Consider the following 24,042-nt stretch of genomic DNA (forward strand, 5'->3'; position numbering starts at 1 on the left):
GGCGAAAGGCGAACGACGCGCGAGCGCGTCGCCCGGCGGGCCCGCAGCCGGGCGCGGCTCCCGCCGGCGGGGCGTCTGCGGCGAATTTGCGCGTTGCAGTAGAATGACCGCTTAGCCTCCGATGCCCACGATGAACGCCGATCTCCACTGCCATTCGAACGTTTCCGACGGTCAACTCGCGCCCGCCGACGTCGCGCGCCGCGCGCACGCGGGCGGCGTCACGTTGTGGGCGCTGACCGATCACGACGAGGTCGGCGGCCAGCGCGCCGCGCGCGAGGCCGCCGAGGCGCTCGGCATGCGCTACCTGCACGGCGTCGAGATTTCCGTGACGTGGGCGTCGCGCACCGTGCACATCGTCGGTCTGAACATCGATCCGCAGAACCCGGCGCTCGTCGACGGGCTGTACCGAACCCGCAATGGCCGCGCGGCGCGCGCGGTCGCGATCGGCGACGCGCTTGCCGCGCTCGGCATCGAAGGGGCCTACGCGGGCGCGCTCGGCTACGTGTCGAATCCCGATCTGATCTCGCGCACGCACTTCGCGCGCTTTCTCGTCGACAAGGGCTACGCGGCATCGATTTCCGACGTGTTCGACCGCTACCTCGGCGACGGCAAGCCGGGCTACGTCGCGCACCGCTGGGCGAAGCTGTCGGACGCCGTCACGTGGATCCGCCAGGCGGGCGGCGAAGCGGTCGTCGCGCATCCGGGCCGCTACGCGTACACGAGCGTCGAGTTCGACGCGTTCTTCGGCGAGTTCATCGATCTGGGCGGCGTCGCGATCGAGGTCGTGACGGGCAGCCACACGCCCGACCAGTACCGCGAATATGCGGACGTCGCGCGGCGCTTCGGCTTCGAGGCGTCGCGCGGCTCCGATTTCCACGCGCCGGGAGAAGGGCGCACCGAGCTCGGCAGCCTGCCGCCGCTGCCGCCCGATCTCAAACCCGTCTGGGAGCGCTGGCTATAGCGGCGTTTGCCGGCAGCACATCCGGCCGCGGGCTCGCGCGCGCCGATCCATACTTTTGTCCCCATGTCCCAATTCTTCAGGATTCACCCGGATGATCCGCAGCCGCGTCTCATCAAGCAGGCGGCCGAAATCGTGCGCGGCGGCGGCGTGATCGCGCTGCCGACCGATTCTAGCTACGCGCTCGCGTGCCATCTGGACGACAAGGACGCGGTCGAGCGCGTGCGCCGCATCCGCGGGCTCGACGAGAAGCAGCACCTGTCGCTCCTCGTGCGCGATCTGTCCGAGCTCGCGACGTTCGCGATGGTCGACAACCGCCAGTACCGGCTGATCAAGTCGGTGACGCCGGGGCCGTACGTGTTCATCCTGCAGGCGACGAAGGAAGTGCCGCGGCGGCTGTCGCACCCGTCGCGCAAGACGATCGGCCTGCGCGTGCCCGCGCATGCGATCACGCTCGCGCTGCTCGAGTCGCTCGGCCAGCCGCTGCTCGGCACGACGCTGATCCTGCCGCCCGACGACGAACCGCTCAACGATCCGGAGGAAATCCGCGCGCGCCTCGAAAAGCAGGTCGACCTCGTGATCGACGGCGGCGCGTGCCCGCGCGAGCCGTCGACGGTGATCGACCTGACGGGTGACGAGCCGCAACTCGTGCGGGCGGGGCGCGGCCCGCTCGAGCCGTTCGGCCTCGCCGCGTGAGCGCCGCCGCGCCGTCCCGGCGCAACGGAGCGGCCGCCGTTTCGGTCCGCATGCATGCGCGCCGTTCGCGCGTTTGCCGCTTGTTACAATAGCGCGCTATGGATGCTTCTTCCCTGATACAGACGATTGCCGTCTACGCCATTCCCGTGGTCTTCGCGATCACGCTGCACGAGGCCGCCCACGGCTATGTCGCTCGCCTGCTGGGCGACAATACCGCGTACATGATGGGCCGGGTGTCGTTCAATCCGATGCGCCACATCGATCCGTTCGGCACGATCGTGATTCCGCTCGTGCTGTACTTCCTCACGAGCGGCGCGTTCCTGTTCGGCTACGCGAAGCCCGTGCCCGTCACGTTCCGCAATCTGCGCAATCCGCGCTGGGGGAGCCTCTGGGTCGCGCTCGCCGGGCCAGGCTGCAACTTCGTCCAGGCGCTGATCTGGGGCTTCGTGAGCATCGGCCTCGCCGCGCTCGCAATCGACGAGCCCTTCTTCACGCGCATGGCGGGCGCGGGCGTCGGCGTGAATCTCGTGCTCGCGGTGCTGAATCTCTTTCCGCTGCCGCCGCTCGACGGCGGGCGCGTGCTCGCGGCGCTGCTGCCGCCGAAGCAATCGATCGCGCTGTCGCGGCTCGAGCCGTACGGTTTCTTCATCGTGCTCGCGCTCGTCGCGACGGGCCTCCTGACGAAGCTCTGGCTGCGGCCGCTGGTGAGCGCCGGCTATGCGGTCGTGACGGCCATCCTGACTCCTTTCGCCTCGCTTTTCTAACGATAATCATGTTCCCAGACCGTATCTTTTCCGGCATGCGACCCACGGGGTCGCTCCATCTCGGCCACTATCACGGCGTGCTGAAGAACTGGGTCAAGCTGCAGTCCGAGTATCCGTGCTTCTTCTGCGTCGTCGACTGGCATGCGCTGACGACGCACTACGAAACGCCCGAGGTGATCGAGAAGAACGTCTGGGACGTGCTGATCGACTGGCTTGCGTCGGGCATCGACCCGGCGCAGGCGACGCTCTTCATCCAGAGCAAGGTGCCCGAGCATGCGGAGCTCGCGTTGCTGCTCGGGATGAGCACGCCGCTCGGCTGGCTCGAGCGCGTGCCGACCTACAAGGAGCAGATCGAGAAGCTGAAGGACAAGGATCTGTCGACGTACGGCTTCCTCGGCTATCCGGTGCTGATGGCGGCCGACATCCTGCTGTACCGCGGCTCGCTCGTGCCGGTCGGCGAGGATCAGGTGCCGCACGTCGAGATGACGCGCGAGATCGCGCGCCGCTTCAACTACCTGTACGGCCGCGAGCCGGGCTTCGAGGAGAAGGCGCTCGAGGCGGCGAAGAAGCTGGGCGGCAAGCGTGCGAAGCTCTATCACGAGCTGCGCAACGCATATCAGCAGGAGGGCGACGACGAGGCGCTCGAACAGGCGCGCGCGATGCTGCAGGAATCGCAGAGCCTGTCGATGAGCGACCGCGAGCGCCTGTTCGGCTATCTCGAAGGCGCGCGCAAGATCATCCTCGTCGAGCCGCAGGCGCTTCTGACCGAGGCTTCGCGGATGCCGGGCCTCGACGGCCAGAAGATGTCGAAGTCGTACGGCAACACGATCGGCCTGCGCGAGGACGCGGAGACGATCACGAAGAAGGTCCGCACGATGCCGACCGATCCGGCGCGCGTGCGCCGCACCGATCCGGGCGATCCGGACAAGTGTCCGGTGTGGCAGCTTCACCAGGTCTACACGGACGAGGCGACGCACGAGTGGGTGCAGAAGGGCTGCCGTTCGGCGGGCATCGGCTGCCTCGACTGCAAGCAGCCGGTGGTCGAGGGGATTCTGCGCGAGCAGCAGCCGATGCTCGAGCGCGCGCAGAAGTACATGGACGATCCGTCGCTGTTGCGCGCGATCGTCGCGGACGGCTGCGACAAGGCGCGCAAGTATGCGACCGAGACGATGCGCGACGTGCGCGAGGCGATGGGGCTGTCGTACAGTTGAAAACGCCAACGATCGCAGCTGAGCGCGCACCCGGTGCGGGCGCGCACGACATGGCGGTCGAGCCGTCGGCGTGGGTGCTCAAGTGGTCGCATCTCATGCCGGCGGGCGGCGCGGTGCTCGACGTCGCCGCGGGCCACGGACGCCACGCGCGCTGGTTCGCGCAGCGAGGCCATCCGGTGCGCGCGCTCGAGCGCGATCCGGCCGCGCTCGCATCGCTTGGCGCGCTGCCCGGCGTGGTCGCGCAGGCGGCCGATCTCGAAGGCGCGCCGTGGCCGCTCGCCGACGATGCGTGCTTTTCGGCAGTCGTCGTCACGAACTATCTGCACCGCCCTCTGCTGCCGCGTCTCGTCGCCGCAGTCGCGCCGGGCGGCGTGCTGCTGTACGAGACGTTCGCGCAAGGCAACCAAACGGTCGGCAAGCCGTCCAATCCGGCGTTCCTGCTCGCGCCGGGCGAGCTGCTCGATGCCGTGCGCGGGCAGTTGCGCGTCGTCGCGTTCGAGGATGGGTTCGTCACCGCGCCGCGCGACGCATTCGTCCAACGAATCTGCGCGTTGCGCGAGCGCGCCGCGTCGCAAGAAGGGGCGGGATTTCCGCGTTACGGACTGGCGGGCTAATCCGCTACAATCGACTTTTACCGATTTTTCATCGCGTTTGTTTCATGGCTAACGGCACTCAAGACGGCATTCAAATCCGCGGCAGCGTCCCCGCGATCGTCACCCCGATGCTCGAGGACGGCAGCCTCGAGCTGGCGGCCTTCCGCAAGCTGATCGACTGGCACATCGAAGAGGGGACGGATGCCCTCGTCGTGGTCGGCACGAGCGGCGAATCGGCGACGCTTTCCGTCGACGAGCATGTCCTCATGATCGAAACCGCGGTCAAGCATGCGGCGAAGCGGATCCCGATCGTCGCGGGCGCGGGCGGCAACTCGACGGCCGAAGCGATCGAATTGTCGAAGCACGCGAAAGCGGTGGGTGCCGACGCGACGCTGCAAGTGGTGCCGTATTACAACAAGCCGACGCAGGAAGGGATGTACCGCCACTTCAAGGCGATCGCCGAGGCGGTCGACCTGCCGGTGATCCTGTACAACGTGCCGGGCCGCACGGTCGCGGACATGTCGAACGAGACGATCCTGCGGCTCGCGCAGGTGCCGGGCATCGTCGGCGTGAAGGACGCGACGGGCAACATCGACCGCGCCGCGCAACTGATCAAGGCTGCGCCCGCGCACTTCTCGATCTACAGCGGCGACGATCCGACGGCGATCGCGCTGATGCTCCTCGGCGGCCACGGCAACATCTCGGTGACGGCGAACGTCGCGCCGCGCGCGATGAGCGAGCTCTGCCGCGCGGCGCTGGCCGCCGACGTGAAGACGGCGCGCGAGATTCATATGAAGCTCCTGTCGCTGCACAAGCATCTGTTCATCGAAGCGAACCCGATTCCGGTGAAGTGGGCGCTTCAGCAAATGGGCAAGATCGCGGGCGGCATTCGCCTGCCGCTTACGCCGCTCGACGAGCGCTGCCACGAAGCCGTGCGCGGTGCGCTTCGCGAGGCCGGCCTCCTGTGAGGCCTTACGCGGCCGTCCGCGCGGCCGCGCCGCATCCCGATCGATCCGACACCGACCCGGCCGCTCCCGGCGTCGCGCGTGACACGCGTTCTAGCAAGACGAAGGACTTCATGAAACATTCCGCCTTTTCCTCCCGTGCGATCCAGATTTCGGTGCTGGCGCTCGCGCTGGGCGCGCTCGCCGGCTGCGACACGCTGAACGACTACCTCGCGCCCGACCGGGTCAACTACAAGTCGACCGGGTCTGCGCCGCCGCTGCAGGTGCCGCAGGATCTGACGGCGATGCCGCTCAGCCCGTCGTACGTCGCGCCGCCGACGAATTCGGGCCTGGGCTCCGCGCCGACGCGCGCGGTGACGGCCGCGGGTAACACGACGGAGGGGCAGCCGAGCGCGCAGGATCCGTTCGGCATGCACGTCGAGCGCGACGGCGACCGCCGCTGGCTCGTCGTCGACGGCCGCTCGCCCGAACAGCTGTGGCCGCAGTTGAAGGAGTTCTGGCAGGACAACGGCTTCGTGCTGAAGACGGACGCGCCGTCGACGGGCATCATGGCGACCGACTGGGCGGAAAATCGCGCGAACATTCCCGACGACTGGTTCCGCCGCACGATCGGCCGAGTGATCGATTTCGCCTATTCGTCGGGCACGCGCGATCGCTTCCGCACGCTCGTCACGCGCACGTCGGACGGCAATACCGACATCTCGATCACGCATAGCGCGATGGAGGAAAAGCTGACGGGCGCGCAGGGCGGCACGTCGTCGCGCTGGGAGGAGCGTCCGCGCAATCCGGTGCTCGAGGCCGTGTTCCTCGCGAAGCTGATGGAGAAGTTCGGCCTGACCGATGCGCAGGCGAAGCAACTGCTCGCCGACGCGCGTCCGGCCACCGCGCCCGTGACCGTCGTCGGCGCCGGCGGCGCATCGACGCTCGATCTGGCCGAATCGTTCGACCGCGCTTGGCTGCGTGTCGGGCTCGCGCTCGACCGCACGAACTTCGCGGTCGACAACCGCGATCGCTCGAAGGGCGTGTACTACGTCCGTTACGCGAACTCGATGGAAGAGCTCAAGCGCGACGGCCTGTTCGGCAAGCTGTTCTACGGCGGCCCGACTGCCGCGAAACCGGGCAAGGAATTCCTCGTCAACGTGCGCGCGCAAGGCGATGCGAAGACGCAGGTGGCCGTCGTCGATGCAAACGGCCAGATCGACACGTCATCCGACGCACGGCGAATCATCTCGCTGCTGCACGCGCAGCTGAACTAACCGCGCGTGCGATTCGCGAGCCTCGGAAGCGGCAGCGAAGGCAATGCGCTCGTCGTCGAAGCGTCAAGTGGCGCGACGACGACGCGCGTCCTGCTCGACTGCGGCTTCTCGGCGAAGGAGCTCGAACGCCGGCTCGCACGTGTCGGTTTGCGCGTCGACGATCTCGATGCGATCCTGGTCACTCACGAACACGGCGACCATGTCGGTTGCGCGCTGACACTCGCCCGCCGGGCGTCGCTGCCGCTGTACACGAGCTGGGGCACCGCGCGCGCGGTCGGCGCGGACGAGGCCGGCGTCGATCTCCGCGTGCTCTGGGGCGACGAAACAGCCGCGGTAGGCGATTTGTGCGTGCTTCCCTATACCGTTCCGCACGATGCGCGCGAACCGCTCCAGTTCGTCTTCAGCGACGGCGCGACGCGTCTTGGCGTGCTGACCGACGTCGGCATGTCTACGCCGCATATCGGCACCGTGCTGAGCGGCTGCGACGGCCTCGTGCTGGAGGCGAATCACGACGTCGCGATGCTTGCGGCCAGCCGCTATCCGGCGTCGCTGAAGGCGCGCATCGGCGGCTCGCACGGCCATCTGAGCAACGATGCGGCGGCCGCGATCCTCGCCGAGCTCGATCGCAGCCGGCTGCGGCACTTGGTGGCCGCGCACCTGAGCCAGCAGAACAACGCGCCCGCACTCGCGCAGGCGGCGCTTGCGGCGGCTTGGGGAGGGCAGGCGGACGACGTGCTCGTCGCGTCGCAGGACGGGGGATTCGGCTGGCTCAGCCTGCGCTGATGCGCGACCGGCGAGCCGGCGCACGCCGGGGCCGGCTGGTTCGGGCGCGGCACGGCGCCGACGGGCCGCGCAACGCCGATGCGGGGCCGACGGGCCCGCAAGGCCGGGCCAAGGACGTAAAAAGGACGTTAAAAAACCGGCCCACGGGCCGGTTTTTTTTCAGCTGATGCTGACGCGGACTTACTGGCTTGCGCCCGAAGCCGGAGCAGCCGTCGCTGCCGAAGCAGCCGACGCCACAGCAGCAGCTGCATCGCTCGCAGCAGCAGCAACGCTCGAAGCAGCGTCCGAAGCAGCAGCGGCAACGCCCGAAGCGGCCGAAGCGGCAGCGGCGGTTGCGTCGCTAGCAGCCGACGAAGCAGCTTGCTCGGAGCTCTTGTTGCACGCAGCCAGTGCAACGGCAGCCAACAGGGAAGCTACGAGGAGGGATTTCTTCATGATCACGTCCTTTTATGGTTAAAGGTAAGCAACAGCGCGAAACAATACCGGTAATGTGCTCCAACACCGACCTGGGCCGCTGGTGGAGATGCACTTCTAGAGCGTGAATCTTCCCTACGGCTTGGGCGGAAATTATATGCACTTTCCTATCGACCGTCGACAAATGCGGGGTCAATACGTTGTCTTTCCCATACAAAACATGCGTTCGTATGGGCATACGGCCGGGCAACTCTACCTCATGTCGCCCACCCGTATCCAGCCCGCACAATACCACTCGTGCAGCAGGGCTGTCATGGCGGGGTCCCGGGAGAGTGTTACAAACCGTTTCGCCTCCATCCGACGCGTATCGGCCAGTTCCGGCAGCCATTTCGCCGCGGTTGCGAGCGGTTGCGCGTCGCCGTTGATGAAGTACGAGCGCGCGTTATACAACAACGCCGCTTTCCTGTCGAGCCGGATGCCTTTGCGGGACGCCTGGGCGACGAATGCGGCTTCGCCGAGCCGCCGCAGCGGCGGCTCGAAAACGACGTTCGATTTGGGCTCGCTCAAGTAACAACCAAGAAAATCGCCGATATCGCGTTCGTCCCATTTGATTCCGGCGAGCATCGTGGCAACGCGCTCGACCATCGACGCAGGCAGCATCGCGGGCGTGTCGACCGCGGGCTGCGCCGGGTCGCGGTACCGCGCGTCGTCGCTCGCGCGGGTGCGCAGGCCGCCGCGCTCCGCGAGGTGATAGAGGAACTGCGCGCGCAACTCGCCTGCGGACGGGGCTCGGAAGCCGATCGAGCACGTCATGCACTCGCCGAGCGCGATGCCGTCGTGCGCGACGTGCGGCGGCAGATACAGCATGTCGCCGGGTTCGAGCACCCATTCTTCGGTCGGCTCGAAATTTGCGAGGACCTTCAGCGGCAAACCTTCCTGCAGCGACAGATCCTGTTGCGCGCCGATTCGCCAGCGGCGTTTGCCGTGCACCTGCAGCAGGAACACATCGTACGAGTCGAAATGCGGGCCAACGCCGCCGCCGTCCGTCGCGTACGAAATCATCAGATCGTCGAGGCGCGCGTCCGGCACGAACCGGAAACGCTCGAGCAGCGAGCGGGCGCGGTCGTCATGCAGATCGAGCCCCTGCACGAGCAGCGTCCATTCGCGGCGCTTCACGGACGGCAGATTCTCGGGCTCGAACGGTCCGTGTTCCAGTTGCCATCTGTTACGAAAATGGGTGACGAGACGCGATTCGACGTCATAGTCGGCCGCAAGTTCGAACAGCGCGTCGCGCGACAGCGGCGGCGCGATGTCGGCGATCGCCTGCCGAATCAGAAGCGGCTTTTTCTGCCAGTATCGGCGCATGAATTGCGCGGGACTGAGATTGCCGAGAAGCGGGGTGGGCGCCTCGGACAGCGGCGCGCGAGTGCGTTCGCGCACACGGCCGGACGGTTCGGGTAGTGGCCGTTTGGGCATCGTATAATGGCTGTCGTACTTGGGAGAATTGGATGAAAATCGCAAAAAACACTGTCGTATCGGTCGCTTACAAGCTGTCGGATGCGCAAGGCAATCTGATCGAGGAGAGCGATGAGCCGATGGTCTATCTGCACGGCGGCTATGATGGCACGTTCCCCAAGATCGAGGAACAACTCGACGGCCAGGAGCCTGGCTATCAGACGCAAGTCCAGCTGGAGCCGCAGGATGCGTTCGGCGATTACGATCCTGAACTCGTGAAGATCGAGCCGCGCGACCGTTTCCCCGAGCCGCTCGAAGTCGGCATGCAATTCGAAGGCACGCCGGAGGACGGCGACGAGGAAATCGATTCGCTGATCTACACGGTGACCGATATCGCGGAAGACAAGGTCGTTCTCGACGGCAATCATCCGCTCGCCGGGATGGCGCTGCGCTTCGCGCTGACCGTCAAGGACGTGCGCGAAGCGACGGAAGACGAAATCGAGCACGAGCATGCGCACGGCGCGGAAGGGCTCGAGATCGTCGACGAAGACGAGGACGACGACAACGAAGGCAGCGGTTCAGCGCGTACCCTGCATTGAATCCGGTGCGGCGACGCCCTGCGTCTCGCCGGGTGTCGCGCTCGATGGCGCGTGGTGGTCGAATGAACCTTCGCGCGCGCCATGCCATTCGCCGTAGTCGGGCGGCATCGCGCCGCTCGCGCTCGAATCGGGCAGCGCCGGCGGCGCCGGGATTTCGGGCATGTCGGGCAACGGCGTATCGTCATGCGGCACGAAGGGCAGCGCGGGCGGTTGAGGCAGATGTCTCGGTACGGTTTGCAGGCTCACGTTGAACATCGGCTGCCTCGCCGAATCCACGCCGATTCGCACCCATTGAGTTAGACGCGCATGCGGCGCGATCGCGACGCGCGTCAGATTGCCGACCAGATCCCCCTTGTCGTCTCGTAGCGGACGGTCAATCCTGAACCCGTTCGCGAGCGGCTCGCCGCTTGGATGCACGACGACGATCGAGCCGCGAAAGACCGCCGCGGCCTTCACCAACGCTCGCTTGAATTCGCGAAAGCCGTCGCGCACGCGAGGGCGGTTGAAACGCAGCCATCCGAAGCGCTCCGAACGTTCGTAGCGATCGAATTGCGGGTCGCCTTCGAGAAAGACCACGAGCGCGCGCGCCTTGCGGCGCTTCGCGTACTCGGCTGCGTGATCGATCCAGAAGGCGTTCGCGATGGCGCGATCCTCGAACTCGCCGTTGCGACCGCCCGCCGTCAGGTAGCGGTTGTTCGGCCCCGGCGCGTTCAGGCCGATGAACACGGTTGCGTCGCGGACCCAGCGAACGTTCTCGCGATATGGGCGAAAGCGCGGCACTTCGCTTTCGCGCGTGAGCGGCATTGGATTCGCGCCGGGCGACGCCGGCTCGGTGAAGACGTTCTGACGCAGGAAGTCGAGCCGCTCGACGGGATCGTACGCGCCGGCATCGCGCGTGCCGCAAGCGGCCCAGTCATACTGGCCGGGCAGCAGCACGAGCGGCACGCGCGACGCCGTGAACAGCACGTTGCGCTGCTCATACAACTGATCGCGGCAGGCTTCCTTCGGTCCCTTCAGGTTGCCCTCGTAGACGATGAACGACACCGAGCGGTCGCGCGCGATCGCATCCAGCAGGCGCCGAGCCCGGGGTTCGTCGTCAGCCGACGCGATCACCCCGGACAAGACGGCGAACGTATAAGGCTCGCCGCCCGCCTGCGACGAAGCGGATGCGGACAGTGCGTCGCCGGCCGGCGCCCACGAGAGCGCGCAAGCGAGCGCGCAAGCGGCGACGCGCGAGCGAAGCGTTGCGCGCGGCGCGATACCGTCAGCGTTGCGCATCCGTTGCGCCTGAGCGGGCGAGCGCGCGCAGTTCGTAGAGCAGGTCGAGCGCGTCGCGCGGCTTCAGGTCGTCCGGATCGAGCGCGAGCAGGCGCTCGAGCGCCGGGTGCGGCGCCGCTGCCGGCGGCTGGTTGCACTCCTGCTCGTCGACGATCGGTTGCGCGGCGAAGAGATCGAGCTGCGGCGTCGCCTGGGCTGCGGACTGCTGCTCGAGGTGCGCGAGATGCTTGCGGGCGGCGCGAATCACCGGCGCCGGAACGCCCGCGAGTTGCGCGACCTGCAGGCCATAGCTCTGGTTCGCCGGGCCTTCCTCGACCGCGTGCAGGAACACGATGCCGTGGCCGTGCTCGACCGCCGACAGATGCACGTTCGCCGCTTGCGGGAATTCCGCGGGCAATTGCGTGAGCTCGAAGTAGTGCGTCGCGAACAACGTATAGCAGCGATTGTGCGACAGCAAATGGCGCGCGATCGCCCAGGCGAGCGCGAGGCCGTCGAACGTCGACGTGCCGCGGCCGATTTCGTCCATCAGCACAAGGCTTTGCGGCGTCGCGTCGTTCAGGATCGCGGCAGCTTCTGTCATTTCGACCATGAACGTCGAGCGGCCGCCTGCGAGATCGTCCGCCGCACCGATGCGCGTGAAGATGCGGTCGATCGGGCCGAAGCGCGCCGCCTTCGCCGGCACGTAGCTGCCGACGTACGCCATCAGTGCGATGAGCGCCGTCTGTCGCATGAACGTCGATTTACCGCCCATGTTCGGACCGGTGATGAGGAGCAGCTTCCGATCGGAGTTCAGCGCGCAATCGTTCGCGATGAACTGCTCGACCTGTGCTTCGACGACCGGATGGCGGCCTTGGTCGATCTCGATGCCGATCTCGTCGATGAATTCCGGCGCGACCCAGTCGAGCGTGCGGGCGCGCTCGGCGAATGCCGCAAGCAGGTCGAGCTCCGCGAGGCCGCTCGCGACGCGCTGGCAACCCTCGATGTGAGGCAATAGCGCTTGCAGCACGCTGTCGTAAAGCGCGCGTTCGCGGGCGAGCGCGCGCTCCTGCGCGGACAGCGCCTTGTCCTCGAACGTCTTCAGTTCGGGCGTGATGTAGCGTTCCGCGTTCTTGAGCGTCTGGCGGCGGCGATAGTCGTCGGGCACCTTGTCGGTCTGGCCGCGCGTGACCTCGATGTAGAAGCCGTGAACCTTGTTGTACTCGACGCGCAGGTTCGGAATGCCGGTGCGTGCGCGCTCGCGCGTTTCGAGATCGATCAGGAACTGGCCGCAGTTCTCCGAGATGTCGCGCAGCTCGTCGAGCTCGGCGTCGTAGCCGCGGGCGATCACGCCGCCGTCGCGCACCATTGCCGCCGGCTCGGGCGCGATCGCGCGCGTGAGCAGATCGAGGCAGCCGGGCGGCGGCTCGAGCGCGGCTTCGAGGCGGCCGAGCGCGGCAGCGTTCGGCGCGATCTCGGCCACGCGTTCGCGCAGCGCGGGGAGGGCGGCGAACGTGTCGCGCAGGCTGGACAGATCGCGTGGCCGCGCGGACAGCAGCGCGAGGCGGCCGGTGATTCGCTCGACATCGGCGATCTGCCGCAGCGCCGAGCGCAGGCTGTCGAGGCCGACGTGCACGGGCGCGTCGAGCAACGCGCCGATCGCCTGGTGGCGTGCCTGCGCGGCGACCGATGCGCGCGGCGGATGATGCAGCCAGTGGCGCAGCAGGCGGCTGCCCATCGCGGTGCAGCAGGTGTCGAGCAGCGAATAGAGCGTCGGCGATTCGGTGCCGCGCAGCGTTTCGGTGAGTTCGAGGTTGCGCCGCGTCGACGGGTCGAGCCCGATGTACTCGGATTCGTTTTCGACCTTGAGGCTGCGCACGTGGCGAAGTTGCTGGCCTTGCGTCGCCGCCGCGTAGATTAGCAGCGCGCCCGCCGCTCCGTTCGCGCTCGTGAGCGCCTGCGCGCCGAAGCCGTCGAGGCTCGCGACTTCGAGTTGATCGCAGAGGCGTTGCGTGCCCGACGCGATATCGAAGTGCCACGCCGGCACGCGCGTGATCGCGCCCGTGCCGGCCGGCACCGCTTCGATCGCGCCGTCGGCCGCGAGGATCTCGGCGGGGCGGATGCGCTCGAGCGCCGCGCCGAGCTGGTCCGGCGCGATCTCGGCGAGCCGCAGCGCGCCGCTCGCGAGATTGAGCCACGCAAGGCCGATGGTCGACGCGACGCCGCGCTTGTTGTGTCCGACGCAAAGCGCGAGCAGGAACACGTCGCTCTTGTCGGACAGCAGTGCGGCGTCGGTCAGCGTGCCCGGCGTCACGACACGCACGACCTTGCGCTCGACGGGGCCTTTCGACGTCGCGGGATCGCCGATCTGTTCGCAGATCGCCGCCGATTCGCCGAATTTCACGAGCTTCGCGAGGTATTGCTCGACCGCGTGATGCGGCACGCCCGCCATCTTGATCGGCGTGCCGGCGGATGCGCCGCGTTGCGTGAGGGTCAGGTCGAGCAGGCGCGCGGCTTTTTCCGCGTCTTCGAAGAAGAGCTCGTAGAAGTCGCCCATCCGGTAGAACACGAGCGTTTCGGGATGCTCCGCCTTAATGCGAAGGTACTGCTGCATCATCGGCGTATGATTGCTGAATGCGGCTTCCGTAAGCTGCTGTTTTGAATCCGTAATTTCCTGCACGTCCTTATCCATCAAGGCTTTCCGTCCATTTCGGGGTCTTCGTGATCGAATCTCCCCGTCTCTCGACATCTTGCTAAATTCTCATTGTCAGCGTAGCTTTTCGGGTCTTCTGGAACCTAAGCCTACGCCGCTGATATAGCGTGCGTGGCGGAAACCTACGCTGAGGTCTGAATGCGGTTTGACGCCCGAACGGCAAAGCAACTTTCACCCGGTGCACACCTGAAAATCGACGGCTGTCCGGGGCTCAGGCTCGAGGCGACGGCATCGCGTCGCAGTTGGATTTACCGTTACAAGTCGCCCGTCGACGGGCGCATGCGACAAATCAAAATCGGCGAATGGCCCGCGCTGTCGATCGCTGCTGCGGCCGTTGAATGGGAGCGTCTGAAACAGGCGCGCAACGTAGGCAACGATCCGGCGCTTGCCAAACGACAAGCAAACGATTCTGTCGGCGTTATGGTACAGCAAGGGGATTCTCCGACAGTGCGCGATATCTGTTCGGCCTACCTGACAGGGCACGTCGAGCGCAATCGGCAGTCGAAGGGCGCGGCCGAAGTGGCCCGGATGTTTCGGACGATGCTGGGGGATATCGCGGATTTACCCGCCGTCGAGGTGACGCGCGAGCGCGCGTTCAGCAAGATCGACTCATATCGGCACGTTCCCGTGCAGGCGTCAAGGCTTCGACTTGAGCTTGGAGCTGCTTGGGACTACGCGCTCGATGCTGGCCGGCTGCCGGAGTCAGCATCGAACTGGTGGCGGCAAATCATGCGCGGACGGCTGCGCAGCAACGGCCGGCGGATCCAAGGGCAACCAATGGGCACGGCAAAGCGCTTTCTCACTGATGCGGAAGTGGGCGCATTGATCACCTGGCTGCCAAATTTCAGCCGCAACGTTGAGGACGCTTTGACGCTTTACCTTTGGACCGGGACGCGTGGTGCCGAGATCTGCGCGATGGAGGGAACTGAAATTACCGAGGAGCGGGACGGCTTGTGGTGGACGATTCCCAAGGTCAAAACCAAGAGCGCCCGGCATGAGAAAGCTACGGATCTTCGGGTGCCGTTGGTCGGGCGCGCGGATGCGATTGTGAGGCGACGCCTAGAGCGCTATGGAAAGGGGTGGTTGTTTCCGGCAGAGCGGGGCGGGCACATGCAGCAAAAAGTGTTCGGACAAGCCGTTCATTGCCACATGCCCTATAGCGTGACGCGACCGGAACAGGAGCGGCCGCGTCTTCCGGTGACGCATTGGGCACCTCACGATCTGCGTAGAACGGCGCGCACGATATTGGCTGCGCTCGGATGTCCGTACGAGATCGGTGAGGCGATTCTTGGACACATGTTGCCGGGCGTCGGCGGCATCTATAACCGGCACTCGTATGACGCCGAGCGCCGGCACTGGTTGACGAAGCTCGACGAGAAGCTGGAGGCTGCTACCCGGTCGCATCAATCGTCGCCTTCCTCCGGCCGGTCCCGCAGTTAGGCGGCGGGAGGAACTCGGACGGCGTTCGAGCTTCTGCCCATTCTTCCACTTCTCGCGTGAGCCAGCCGACGCGTCGCCCGGACAGGGCGCGCGGCCTCGGAAACTCCTCTTGGCGGACGAGTTTGTGGATGACCGCGGGCGACAGGGAGACCGCTGCTGATACCGATGCAATGTCGAGATATATGGGCTTCATCGCGACGGTCATGCGTGGTTGCCTCCCCCCGAGAGCAGTGATTCGAGTGCTGCCACATGCTGTTCGCCGGCCGGATGTCCGGCGCATGCGCCAAGCGCAAACTCGATCGCAGCGTACTGTTCTTGCGTCATCGCGGTCGGGGCCGAGCGAACGGGACTCGTGTTGTCGATCGCCTGTAGCAACGCGCATCGATACTGCTGCATCGTCCGAAACGAGACAGCATATCCATCGGCCGCAATGAGCCTTCTGAGCTTCGTGAGCGCTTCGGCCGAGGTGCCATCGGGGAACCCATTGGATCCGAGTCCCTTCAGAGCTTCTCGAAGCTCGGCCGCGCGCGCCGCTCGCGCGCGTATGTCTCGCGATCCTTCGGCCAGCGTGACATAGATCTCGTCATGGTTTTGCCGATGCGTGTCGATCGTGAGGCGATAGAGCAGATCGCCTTCCTGCAACCAGTTCGGTGCGGTGTTCTGTTCGTCGTTCATGGTCATCCTCAATTCTGTTCGTGTGGTATCGCCCGGCCGAGCTGCATCAAACCCGTTTCGAGCGTGACGCCGGCGGCTGCGGCCCACGTGCGGGCGTCCTGCGCCGCTCTGTGCCGTGAGTAGCTGCCGGCATCGTCGGCCATCAGGTCGAGCAGCACGATGTCGGCCGAGTGCGAGACGTCGCTCACAAGGGCGCGGATCTCGATGCAAAGCGCGTCGAGGCGTGCGTGCATGCCCCTGCGGGCATCCGCAGGGGCTTCGTTTCTCTGGATTGCTTTTCGCCGCGCACGCGGCGTGTCGTTCTTCTGGATTGCCTTTGCGGGCGTGAGCCCGCGCACACGCTTTGAAACCGCGTTGCCGTCGACGCTCGCCAGTGTGATAGCCGGGCGCTTGTTCGCGCGTTCCCGCTTTCGCGGCAGCGGACGTGGGGTAGAAAGGGCCGGGCGCGGGGTCATTGGGCTGCCTCCCGCGCCATTTCGGGCGTCCAGTCGGGGTCGGGCATCGTGAACAGCTTGTCGAGCCACCGCCGAACGCCTGCCATTTCCTTCGCCTTCGAAGCGCTAGTGCTTTCGAGGGTGCGGGTGAGCACCTGAACCGCAGCCCGGATCGCTTCGACGCGCGTCCTGTACCGGCCGGGGGATTCGCCGTCGATGCGCTTGCATGGCGACGAGCCGCCCGCGCTGTTGAAGGCGTACGAGAAACCGAACTCCCAATCGCCCTCTGCGATCTGCGCGAGCCGAATCTCGACGGACGCGCGCCCGGTGCGCTTCGAGATGGGCGCGGACAGGATTTCCGATGGCTCATACACGCCATGCTCGTTTGCCTTGGCGATCGGATACTTCGGCCGACGCGTCGGCACGGCATCGAGCAGGTCTTCGAAGCCCGTCAACGCGCGATGTACGCCTGCGATCGTGCCCGGCGACAACTTGCCGAAGCCCGGATCGTGCAACACGCTTTGCAGCGCTTGCAAAAGTTGCTTTGCATGTTGCTCGCCAATCTTCCGTTGAGGCTCGGCGGCGGCCGTTGCCGCGACGCTCTTGGGCGACGCCGTGTGGAGATGCTTTTTCGTGACCTTCGTCTTGCCCGCGTCTTTCGCTTTCGACAGGCTCGAGACGATCCGCTCCAGCGTCCGTTCCGCGCCGTGCCGTCGTATCTGCTCGATCACGAGCGTGCCGGAGATGGAGCCGTCGCGGACGAACTGATGAATCTCCGCAGGTGCCTGCTCGAGCAGGCCGACGTCGCGAATGGTTTGGTCCGTAACGTTCAGGCGCTTGCAGATCGTTTTCGTGTCGAGGCCATGTACGTCGCGCAGTTCCGCGACGACCGTCGCGAGGTCGAGCGGAGACGCGCGCTTGCTTTCGTTGCTACGGCACGCTGAGCGGGACCGTCGAAGCCGTCTACGAGGCGAATCCGGGCCTCGCGCGCGAGCCGCAGCCGTTCCGCGCAGGCGTGTTGATCACGTTGCCGGATCTCGACGCGCCGCGCGACGAGCCGATACAGCTCTGGTCGTGAGGGCGGGCGATGCAGGCGATATTCCAGATCATCGCGAACGGCGCGGACATCACGCGCACGATTCAGGATCGCGTGCTGCGGATCCGGACGACGGACAAGCCGGGCCTCGAGGCGGACGAGTGCGAAATCGAGCTCGACGACCGTGACGGCGTGATCCGCTTTCCGCCGAAGGGCGCGACGCTGAAGATCTCGCTCGGCTGGGCGGGGCAAGGGCTGTCGTTGCTCGGCGAGTACGCGATCGACGAGATCGTATTGCGCGGGCCGCCAGCGACGGTGGCGATCCGGGGGCGGCCGGCGAACCTGCGGGCGACGTCGAAGACGCACCGCTACGGCAGCTGGTCGAATGCGAAGCTTGCCGACGTCGTCGGCGACATCGCGCGGCGCAACAAGTGGGCGGCCGCGTGCTCGATCGACGTCGTCGTGCCGCGCGCGGACCAGTTCGGCGAAAGCGATCTGCACTTCGTCACGCGGATCGCGCGGCAGTACGGAGCGACGGCGACCGTGAAGGCCGGCAAGCTGATCGTCACGCCGATCGGCGGCGGCAAGAGCGCGAGCGGCAAGGTGTTGCCGGCGCTCTTGCTCACGCCGGAGCAACTGATCGACTACGAGATCTCGTTTCCGGATCGCGCGAGCTTCGCGGCCGTGCGCACGAAGGTGCATGACGCGAAGTCGGGCAAGAAGATCGATCTCGTGATCCCGAATCCGGATGCGCCGCCCGGTGCGGCGGCCGTGCATACCGAACGGCACGCGTTCGCGAGCCCGCAGGCGGCGAAGGCCGCCGCATCCGCGCGGCTGGCGAAGCTGAACCGGCACACGGCCACGAGCCGCTTGCGGATGCTCGGCCGCGCCGACGTGTCGGCGGAAAAGACGGTGACGCTGAAGGGCTTCAAGCGCGATGCGGACGGCGATTTCCTCGTCGAGTCGGTGACGCACGAATACGCCGGCCGCAGTTGGGAGACGGAGGTCGTGCTCAACGCCGGCAACAAGGGCAAGGCGAAAGCCGGACACGGCAAGAAGCAGGCGAAGAAGATCAATCTCGTCATTCCCGCGCCGCAGCGGTAACGCGGACGCCGGGCATGCAGCAGAGCCGCTCACGGGCAACCGGAGCGGCTCTTTCTATTTGTGGAGTTAATCACTGTGAAAAGCGAAATTGCGGCGAGCGCTGCGAAAAGCGCCCCGCCGGTTGCGTCGTCGCTGTGGCTGTGGGCATCGGGGCACGATGCGAACTGGTGGGCGTCGCTGCTCGTGTCGATTCTGACGGGCGGCTACATCTGCCTTCAGTGCTACTACCTGATCAAGAACAAGGGGCGTCGAGGTGGCAAGCATGGCTAAGTTGCCGAAGAAGACGCTCGCCGGCGTCGTCGGCGCGATCGCGGCCGGTGTGCTGACGGTGATCGTGCCGAAGTTCGAGGGCGTCAAGCTGGCGGGCTACCTCGATCCGGTCGGCATTCCGACGAAGTGCATGGGCGACACGCGCGACGTCATCGTTGGCAGGACATACAGCGAGGCCGAGTGTCGCCAGTCGCTCGAAACGCAATTGATCGCGCACGCTGAACCCGTGCTGCGTTGCACGCCGGGGCTGAAAGATCGTCCGTATCAGCTCGCGGCGGCCGTCAGCTTTGCATACAACGTCGGCGCGAACGCCTACTGCGCCAGCACGACGGCGAGGCGCTTCAACGCGGGCGACCTGCGCGGCGCGTGCCGCGCGATCAACGAAGCCGACGACGGCCGCCCGCAATGGGTAACGGCGCGGGGCCGGGTGTTGCCCGGTTTGGTGAAGCGGCGGGCGGAAGAGCGCGCGATTTGCGAGCGGGGGCTGTGATGCCGAAAGCAGCTTCGTATCTGCTGGCCGCGCTACTTGGCATGGCGGCTGGCGCGGGCGCCGAGTACCTGATCAGCGCACATCGGCTTGCCGACGAGCAGGCCGCGCGGGCGCTCGACGCGCAGCGGCATGCCGAAGCGTTGGGCACGATCTCGCGCGCCGCGCTTGATGCCGAGCAGCGCGCGATCGCCGCGCACGATGCCGCTGCGTCGGCGGTGGCCGCCGTCGACCAACGAACCACGAAGGAGAGGAACGAGCATGAAGCAGAGAGTCGCAGCCTGCGGGCTGCTCTTGCCGCTGGCACTGAGCGGCTGCGCGTCGCCGTCCGACACTGCACGGCAGCCGGTGGCGACGGCGTGCCCGGCGCTTCCAGCGCCACCGGCGTGGGCGATGGTGCCGCCGCCTATGCAGACGTCGACGCAGCGGTTGCGGAACGCGTTTTCGGCGTCGCCGGCGACGATCAGCGCGAGATCGACAAACTGACGGCCCTACAGGGCTACGTATGTGCAGTGCGGCCCGAAACGCCGGGCTGCGACCAGAAGTAACGAGAAACAGGGCGACCGGCGTGCGTGCGGGAACACGCGCGCCGGTCGCCTTTCCACTGAATGCGCCAGTGAATTGGCCAAGGCCCTGCTTACCTACGTAGGCGGGCCGGATTCTACATCAAGTTTAAAAACGGCTTTCACAATGGCAAATCCCATCATTCCTTGGATCGGCGGCAAGCGTCGTCTCGCGGACCACATCATCCCGCGCTTTCCGAAACACGATTGTTACGTCGAGGTTTTCGCGGGCGGGGCGGCGCTGTACTTCATGCGACCGCCGGCCAAGGTCGAGGTGATCAACGATATCAACGGCGAACTGGTGAACCTGTATCGCGTCGTTCAGCACCATCTCGAAGAGTTCGTGCGTCAGTTCAAATGGGCGCTGACGAGCCGGCAGGTGTTCGAGTGGCTGAAGCACACGGTCCCGGAAACCCTCACCGATATCCAGCGTGCGGCGCGGTTCTACTACCTGCAAAAAAGTTGCTTTGGCGGGAAGCTCGAAGGGCAGACGTTCGGAACGCGGACGGAGCATCCGCCTGGGTTGAATCTGCTGCGCATCGAGGAAGAGCTATCGGCGGCGCACATCCGGCTCGCGAACGCGTACATCGAGCGGCTCGATTGGGCGACCTGCATCGATCGTTACGACCGGCCGCACACGCTGTTCTACCTCGATCCGCCGTATTTCGAGACGGAAGGGTACGGCGTTGCGTTTCCATTCGAGGAATACGAGAAGATGGCCGAGCGGCTGCGGTCGATCAAGGGGCGCGCGATCGTCAGCCTCAACGACCATCCGGAGATCCGGCGCGTGTTCGCCGGTTTCCATATCGAGAGCGTGCCGATTCAGTACACGATAGGCGGCGGGAAGGGCGTCGAGCGCCGCGAACTGATCATCTTCAGTTGGGACGATGCGGCGCAGCCGGCGGGACTTTTCTGACGGAATGGGTTGGCGCGATGCGAGTCGCGCCAACCAGCGATTAAATGTCGGAGAATGCGGGCAGCAGATCTTGATCGACGAGCCGAATCTCGATGCGGTTCGCGACCTCGACGTGTTCGGGAACCTGCATGGAAAAAGGGGCATCGGTAGTGCTGACAATGATCGTGCCTTGTTGCTTCTTTCCGTCGGTCGTTACGGGGATCAATGCACGTGCTTCGGGAACCTGCTGCTGTGTGATGACGCGGGGCAAGTAAAGCATCCAACCGACCCCCGGCTTGTCATCGAAAACCTGTTTCGTAACGTAGCTTCGTGGTGCCACGCAGACGTATGCGGGACCGAAGGCTGTGATCGTTGCGCGCACGATTTTTTCCACGGCATTCAGATCGCGAAGGATAGGCGCATCGAACAGTGAGAGTTCGAATGTGTTGGGCAGACCGGCGGAATTGACGTGGCACGCGATGGTCGCGCCTTGGTCTTCGTTCTCGTCGCCATCCCACAGCGCGACGTACGAGGTGGGCGGATTTTTCGAGAACTTTTGCTTCAAGACAGCGAGGATCGCAGTCGTCGGATGTCCCTCTTCGAACACCGGATACAGCAAGGCTTCATCTCGGCTACTACCCTGCGCAAACCACGTATTGAACTTCGGGTTGAGGGTGGTCAGTGCGGATGTCACGACATGAATGCGTGACAGAATTTCCTCGAAGCTCGTCGGGGTCAATGATGCATCTTTGAATTGGAGGCTGATATCCATATTCACTCGAGTTACGGTTGCACGACCGATTGCACCTTGTTGCGGATAAGGGCGGGGAGCATGTATTCGCGTGCGTCGGCTTCTTCGAAATACCACTTCAGGCGCGCCGGTGGATTCGCATTGACGATTGTAGCTTGGCGAATGAGGTTATCTTGCATGTCGGCAAAGCCTTCGAACCACTTTCGCGGCTGTAGCTCACCCTCGACATTGCGCCGGAGAAACTTGGCATAGCGTGACTTTGCCTCTTGTAGTAGGCATTCGGCGGGTACGAAGCCGTCGAAATCCGTACCGAACCATTTCCATTCTTCGCTCCACCGTTCGTCGACGCTGTATGGACGTCCCGTGACGCGACCTTGGTACATACGGGCGTGCGGCGACATATGATGGTTCGCTCGAATTGCGCGCCCTGTCTCCTCGGGCGGGCATTTCTTGCAGCTTTCGCCGGTGCGCGGCAATGCCCGTACATCCGGCGTCGCCTTGCTGTTCTCCTTCGGCGTATCACCCGACAGACTCGCCGTTCCCGCCACCGTCGCGCCGCCCAACAAGGCGACGCCAACGCGCGCCAAGATCGGCCCAAGCTCCACCGCCGCCGCTTCTATTACCGGAAATACCAATCCCGCCATGTTCCAGCCCTCCGTCCGGATGTTCGATACGCCATTTGATGACGCGTAGATAGTCATGAAAGCGCGCGTCGGCCGAGCGGCCGGGGCGCATGAGCCAAGCCTTCGTCGCGGGCTTCTCGTAGAAGCCCGGCGCGTACGCCTCGAGCCTCAGGAACGCGACGACGTTCTCGTCCCGCTCGATGCCGAACGTGCGTGCGGCGCGATACGCGGTCCATAGGCGGGACGACAGGCTGTCGTCGTCGGCAAACGCCGGATTCTCCTTCACGAGATCCTGCCGAACGCGCTCGACGAAGCCGCGCTCGTCGATCTGCGCCAGTCCGGCCACCTGTTCTGCGCTCAGTTCAAGCATGCGGATGCACTCCGGTCAGCCGCCCGTCGATCTCGACGAGCCAGTCGTACGTCGCGACGAAGAATTGCGAGCGCTGCGCGTCGCTCATCACGCGCGCGATGTCGGGCATGATGCGCGCGTCGTAGAACCGGAGCAGCGCGGTGCGGCCGTCCGGCAACCGCACGTCGAGGTGCTCGCGCAACTCGGCGGCCAGCCGCTCGAACGGATACGCGCTGATCAGCCACGACATGCCGATCGGCCCGGCCGCGAGCTCGGCGAGCACGCGCCGGATCGGCCCCGGCGCGAGCGCGTAATCGATCAGCCACGGGCCATGCTCGGCGAGCGACGCGTCGGGCGTGCGGTCGAACAGCGCGATCGAATAGTTCGCGCGCCGCAGCGGCGGGGCGTCCGACGCTTCGGCGAAGAGCAGCGCGTCGACCACCGCGAAGAGCCGCGCGGGCAGCGTGACCTGCTGGCGGCGCATCTCGAAATGCGCGTTGATGCTCGGTTGCGTCATAGTCATCCGCGTGCGACCATCGTCGCGGCATTCTTGGCCGCCGCCTTCAGGCATTCGAGGCAGAGCGTGGGGGAAGGGGCGACCGCGGCCGCCGCTACGGCTGCCGATCCGCCGGGCGAGCCGCCGTTCCCGCGCTCGCCCGCGCCGACGTCGTCGATCGTTCCGGTGCCCTGCGATGCGATCAACTCCGCGCCGCAGGCCGTGCGCATGCCCTCGACGGCGGTGTCGCGCTCGCCGATCGTGTGCGGGTAGCGGCGGCCGAGCAAGTCGGGGAGGATCGGGAAAATGCCCTTGCAGCGCGGGCAAAGTACCTTGTGGCCGACGCCGGCCACATTGCGTCCGTTGAGCGTGAACGTCGGCGCGCCTTCGAGCACCTTGCCGCCGTGTGTCGTCGTGTCGCCGACGCAGATGATCGCGCGCTTGACCACTGGCCCCTCTCATGGAAATTTGCGTGCAAATTTACCATCGAGCGCGCCCGGCGGGCGACTGTTACGGTTGTGCAGTCACGACACCTGTCAGTTCTGTCAGTTGTGCGGCATCTCGCGTCGGCGTGTCTTCCTGATCGTCGGACGTCAATGACGCGTGGTGCTTGGCGGCTGCGAGCGGATCGCTGTATTCGTCGTAAATCGAATGCGCATCCCAAAGAAGCGTAACCCAACGGTCCCGAACTCGATAAACGCCGATCGACCATCCGCTCTTGTGCGTATAGCCATATGAGCTGACGGCGGTCCAGCCGAACTCGCGAAGTTCATCGTCGTACGTCATCGTCATCACATCATCCCCGCGCGCTGCATCTCCCGTCGGAGGAGATGGCGCAGTCGCTGAAAGTGTCCTTGCGGGCCTCCGAACGGCCCCTTGTCGACCACCTCTTGGTCGACCCTGTCGACCCATGTCTTGATTTCAGTGAGGGACTTTCGGAGCATCACGATCTCGAGAAGCAGGCAACGGACCTCCGGATCGGTGTGCGTGCGCCACATGGCGCGCAGTTCCTCTGTATTCGGCGCGTCGAATTCGGGCATCGCGGCTTTGTACCTGAAACGCGCGTTTCGAAGCGGTACGCGATTGCGGTCGATCTTGGTGTGCTCTAACGGCGCAGCGTGCACGAGACCAGACGCACGCGGATCTTCGTCAACCCATGCCTCGAATTCGTCGCGCGTCAATTCGATCGGGGTGCGCAGCACTTCCCGACTTCCTGCGAAGCCGTACTCCCAAATGTACGCCCAGCGAGGTTTCATCA

The 24,042-nt window shown here is 65.6% G+C and carries 31 protein-coding genes and 1 pseudogene; 17 read left to right on the plus strand and 15 right to left on the minus strand.

Annotated features, from left to right (window positions below; genetic code table 11):
- Positions 1-130: 130 nt before the first annotated feature.
- The 8 genes from BTH_RS21930 to BTH_RS21965 all read left to right on the plus strand — a co-directional run bounded on the left by BTH_RS21930 (position 131) and on the right by BTH_RS21965 (position 7,226).
- Positions 131-961 carry a 3',5'-nucleoside bisphosphate phosphatase gene (locus tag BTH_RS21930; RefSeq protein WP_009904694.1) on the plus strand — a complete coding sequence of 277 codons (831 nt, stop codon included), beginning with the start codon at positions 131-133 and terminating at the stop codon, positions 959-961.
- Positions 962-1,024: 63 nt separating this feature from the next.
- The gene (locus tag BTH_RS21935) at positions 1,025-1,654 is read left to right on the plus strand and encodes an L-threonylcarbamoyladenylate synthase (RefSeq protein WP_009890207.1); all 630 of its coding nucleotides are present in this window, start codon (positions 1,025-1,027) and stop codon (positions 1,652-1,654) included.
- A 98-nt stretch (positions 1,655-1,752) separates the two neighbouring features.
- A complete protein-coding gene (locus BTH_RS21940) occupies positions 1,753-2,418 on the plus strand; it encodes a site-2 protease family protein (protein WP_009890209.1) in 666 nt (221 codons plus the stop codon).
- 8 nt (positions 2,419-2,426) lie between these two features.
- Positions 2,427-3,629 (plus strand): tryptophan--tRNA ligase, encoded by a 1,203-nt coding sequence (locus tag BTH_RS21945; protein ID WP_009890211.1) that lies wholly within the window; start codon positions 2,427-2,429, stop codon positions 3,627-3,629.
- Positions 3,626-4,243, plus strand: coding sequence for a class I SAM-dependent methyltransferase (locus tag BTH_RS21950; RefSeq protein ID WP_025369277.1), 618 nt, complete (start codon positions 3,626-3,628; stop codon positions 4,241-4,243). The genes BTH_RS21945 and BTH_RS21950 overlap by 4 nt, the downstream gene beginning before the upstream one ends.
- A 44-nt stretch (positions 4,244-4,287) precedes the next feature.
- Positions 4,288-5,190 (plus strand): 4-hydroxy-tetrahydrodipicolinate synthase, encoded by a 903-nt coding sequence (dapA, locus tag BTH_RS21955; protein WP_009890214.1) that lies wholly within the window; start codon positions 4,288-4,290, stop codon positions 5,188-5,190.
- Positions 5,191-5,300: 110 nt separating this feature from the next.
- On the plus strand, positions 5,301-6,443 hold the full coding sequence (gene bamC / locus BTH_RS21960; RefSeq protein ID WP_009890216.1) for an outer membrane protein assembly factor BamC: 1,143 nt from the start codon (positions 5,301-5,303) through the stop codon (positions 6,441-6,443).
- 6 nt (positions 6,444-6,449) lie between these two features.
- Positions 6,450-7,226 carry an MBL fold metallo-hydrolase gene (locus tag BTH_RS21965; protein ID WP_009890218.1) on the plus strand — a complete coding sequence of 259 codons (777 nt, stop codon included), beginning with the start codon at positions 6,450-6,452 and terminating at the stop codon, positions 7,224-7,226.
- A 340-nt stretch (positions 7,227-7,566) separates the two neighbouring features.
- On the opposite strand, the gene BTH_RS35755 is transcribed toward BTH_RS21965, so the two are convergent.
- Both BTH_RS35755 and BTH_RS21970 read right to left on the minus strand, forming a co-directional pair.
- Positions 7,567-7,836, minus strand: coding sequence for a hypothetical protein (locus tag BTH_RS35755; protein ID WP_009904701.1), 270 nt, complete (start codon positions 7,834-7,836; stop codon positions 7,567-7,569).
- Positions 7,837-7,892: 56 nt separating this feature from the next.
- Entirely contained in the window at positions 7,893-9,080 is a 1,188-nt protein-coding gene (locus BTH_RS21970) for a cupin domain-containing protein (protein ID WP_009890221.1), read from the minus strand.
- Between the two features lie 68 nt (positions 9,081-9,148).
- Here BTH_RS21970 and BTH_RS21975 point away from each other — a divergent pair, with 68 nt between their 5' ends.
- A complete protein-coding gene (locus tag BTH_RS21975; RefSeq protein WP_009890223.1) occupies positions 9,149-9,694 on the plus strand; it encodes an FKBP-type peptidyl-prolyl cis-trans isomerase in 546 nt (181 codons plus the stop codon).
- On the opposite strand, the gene BTH_RS21980 is transcribed toward BTH_RS21975, so the two are convergent.
- Positions 9,674-10,972, minus strand: coding sequence for a hypothetical protein (locus BTH_RS21980; RefSeq protein WP_009890224.1), 1,299 nt, complete (start codon positions 10,970-10,972; stop codon positions 9,674-9,676). The genes BTH_RS21975 and BTH_RS21980 overlap by 21 nt on opposite strands.
- A complete protein-coding gene (mutS, locus tag BTH_RS21985) occupies positions 10,959-13,640 on the minus strand; it encodes a DNA mismatch repair protein MutS (protein ID WP_009890225.1) in 2,682 nt (893 codons plus the stop codon). Before mutS ends, BTH_RS21980 begins: the two co-directional genes overlap by 14 nt.
- A 159-nt stretch (positions 13,641-13,799) precedes the next feature.
- On the opposite strand from mutS, the gene BTH_RS21990 reads away from it, so the two are divergent.
- Positions 13,800-15,101 (plus strand): tyrosine-type recombinase/integrase, encoded by a 1,302-nt coding sequence (locus tag BTH_RS21990; RefSeq protein ID WP_011402202.1) that lies wholly within the window; start codon positions 13,800-13,802, stop codon positions 15,099-15,101.
- Here the strand turns inward: BTH_RS21990 and BTH_RS31805 are convergent.
- Genes BTH_RS31805 through BTH_RS22005 form a run of 4 tightly spaced genes read right to left on the minus strand, consistent with a single transcriptional unit; the run spans position 15,052 to position 16,941 of the window.
- Entirely contained in the window at positions 15,052-15,381 is a 330-nt protein-coding gene (locus BTH_RS31805) for a helix-turn-helix transcriptional regulator (RefSeq protein ID WP_306170338.1), read from the minus strand. The two genes, BTH_RS21990 and BTH_RS31805, sit on opposite strands and share 50 nt — an antisense overlap.
- A complete protein-coding gene (locus BTH_RS21995; RefSeq protein WP_009890228.1) occupies positions 15,303-15,776 on the minus strand; it encodes a hypothetical protein in 474 nt (157 codons plus the stop codon). The genes BTH_RS31805 and BTH_RS21995 overlap by 79 nt, the downstream gene beginning before the upstream one ends.
- An 8-nt stretch (positions 15,777-15,784) precedes the next feature.
- The gene (locus tag BTH_RS22000) at positions 15,785-16,231 is read right to left on the minus strand and encodes a hypothetical protein (protein WP_223297047.1); all 447 of its coding nucleotides are present in this window, start codon (positions 16,229-16,231) and stop codon (positions 15,785-15,787) included.
- Positions 16,228-16,941, minus strand: a complete 714-nt coding sequence (locus BTH_RS22005; RefSeq protein WP_009890229.1) for a hypothetical protein — start codon at positions 16,939-16,941, stop codon at positions 16,228-16,230. The genes BTH_RS22000 and BTH_RS22005 overlap by 4 nt, the downstream gene beginning before the upstream one ends.
- A gap of 36 nt (positions 16,942-16,977) precedes the next feature.
- Between BTH_RS22005 and BTH_RS35280 the strand changes: the two genes are divergently transcribed.
- The 7 genes and pseudogenes from BTH_RS35280 (at position 16,978) to BTH_RS22030 (ending at position 20,586) form a co-directional block, all read left to right on the plus strand.
- Positions 16,978-17,154: a hypothetical protein gene (locus BTH_RS35280; RefSeq protein ID WP_009890231.1), complete on the plus strand. Its 177-nt coding sequence runs from the start codon at positions 16,978-16,980 to the stop codon at positions 17,152-17,154.
- Positions 17,136-17,288, plus strand: a pseudogene (locus BTH_RS31810) (tail protein X); the annotation flags it as partial. The gene BTH_RS35280 and the pseudogene BTH_RS31810, both read left to right, overlap by 19 nt.
- A gap of 9 nt (positions 17,289-17,297) precedes the next feature.
- On the plus strand, positions 17,298-18,350 hold the full coding sequence (locus tag BTH_RS22010) for a phage late control D family protein (protein WP_009890233.1): 1,053 nt from the start codon (positions 17,298-17,300) through the stop codon (positions 18,348-18,350).
- A 75-nt stretch (positions 18,351-18,425) separates the two neighbouring features.
- Positions 18,426-18,620: a hypothetical protein gene (locus BTH_RS22015; protein WP_004533694.1), complete on the plus strand. Its 195-nt coding sequence runs from the start codon at positions 18,426-18,428 to the stop codon at positions 18,618-18,620.
- Entirely contained in the window at positions 18,613-19,110 is a 498-nt protein-coding gene (locus tag BTH_RS22020; RefSeq protein WP_004539628.1) for a lysozyme, read from the plus strand. Before BTH_RS22015 ends, BTH_RS22020 begins: the two co-directional genes overlap by 8 nt.
- Positions 19,110-19,655 carry a lysis system i-spanin subunit Rz gene (locus BTH_RS22025; RefSeq protein ID WP_004533951.1) on the plus strand — a complete coding sequence of 182 codons (546 nt, stop codon included), beginning with the start codon at positions 19,110-19,112 and terminating at the stop codon, positions 19,653-19,655. Before BTH_RS22020 ends, BTH_RS22025 begins: the two co-directional genes overlap by 1 nt.
- 142 nt (positions 19,656-19,797) lie before the next feature.
- Positions 19,798-20,586 (plus strand): DNA adenine methylase, encoded by a 789-nt coding sequence (locus BTH_RS22030; protein ID WP_009890252.1) that lies wholly within the window; start codon positions 19,798-19,800, stop codon positions 20,584-20,586.
- Between the two features lie 40 nt (positions 20,587-20,626).
- On the opposite strand, the gene BTH_RS22035 is transcribed toward BTH_RS22030, so the two are convergent.
- From BTH_RS22035 to BTH_RS22065, 7 genes are all read right to left on the minus strand, one after another.
- Positions 20,627-21,337 carry an immunity 52 family protein gene (locus BTH_RS22035; protein WP_009890254.1) on the minus strand — a complete coding sequence of 237 codons (711 nt, stop codon included), beginning with the start codon at positions 21,335-21,337 and terminating at the stop codon, positions 20,627-20,629.
- Positions 21,338-21,348: 11 nt separating this feature from the next.
- Positions 21,349-21,951: a restriction endonuclease fold toxin 5 domain-containing protein gene (locus BTH_RS22040; protein WP_119027180.1), complete on the minus strand. Its 603-nt coding sequence runs from the start codon at positions 21,949-21,951 to the stop codon at positions 21,349-21,351.
- Complete coding sequence (locus BTH_RS35285; RefSeq protein WP_011402208.1) at positions 21,836-22,309, minus strand: hypothetical protein; 474 nt, start codon at positions 22,307-22,309, stop codon at positions 21,836-21,838. Before BTH_RS35285 ends, BTH_RS22040 begins: the two co-directional genes overlap by 116 nt.
- Positions 22,302-22,805, minus strand: a complete 504-nt coding sequence (locus BTH_RS22050; RefSeq protein WP_025404102.1) for a DUF4123 domain-containing protein — start codon at positions 22,803-22,805, stop codon at positions 22,302-22,304. The genes BTH_RS35285 and BTH_RS22050 overlap by 8 nt, the downstream gene beginning before the upstream one ends.
- A gap of 2 nt (positions 22,806-22,807) precedes the next feature.
- Positions 22,808-23,233, minus strand: coding sequence for a PAAR domain-containing protein (locus tag BTH_RS22055; protein ID WP_009910666.1), 426 nt, complete (start codon positions 23,231-23,233; stop codon positions 22,808-22,810).
- A 61-nt stretch (positions 23,234-23,294) separates the two neighbouring features.
- Positions 23,295-23,576 (minus strand): hypothetical protein, encoded by a 282-nt coding sequence (locus BTH_RS22060; protein ID WP_009890263.1) that lies wholly within the window; start codon positions 23,574-23,576, stop codon positions 23,295-23,297.
- Positions 23,576-24,040, minus strand: coding sequence for a hypothetical protein (locus BTH_RS22065; protein ID WP_009890265.1), 465 nt, complete (start codon positions 24,038-24,040; stop codon positions 23,576-23,578). Before BTH_RS22065 ends, BTH_RS22060 begins: the two co-directional genes overlap by 1 nt.
- Between the last annotated feature and the right edge of the window lie 2 nt (positions 24,041-24,042).

It is taken from the genome of Burkholderia thailandensis E264 (genome assembly GCF_000012365.1).
In the GTDB taxonomy this organism is placed as follows: domain Bacteria; phylum Pseudomonadota; class Gammaproteobacteria; order Burkholderiales; family Burkholderiaceae; genus Burkholderia; species Burkholderia thailandensis.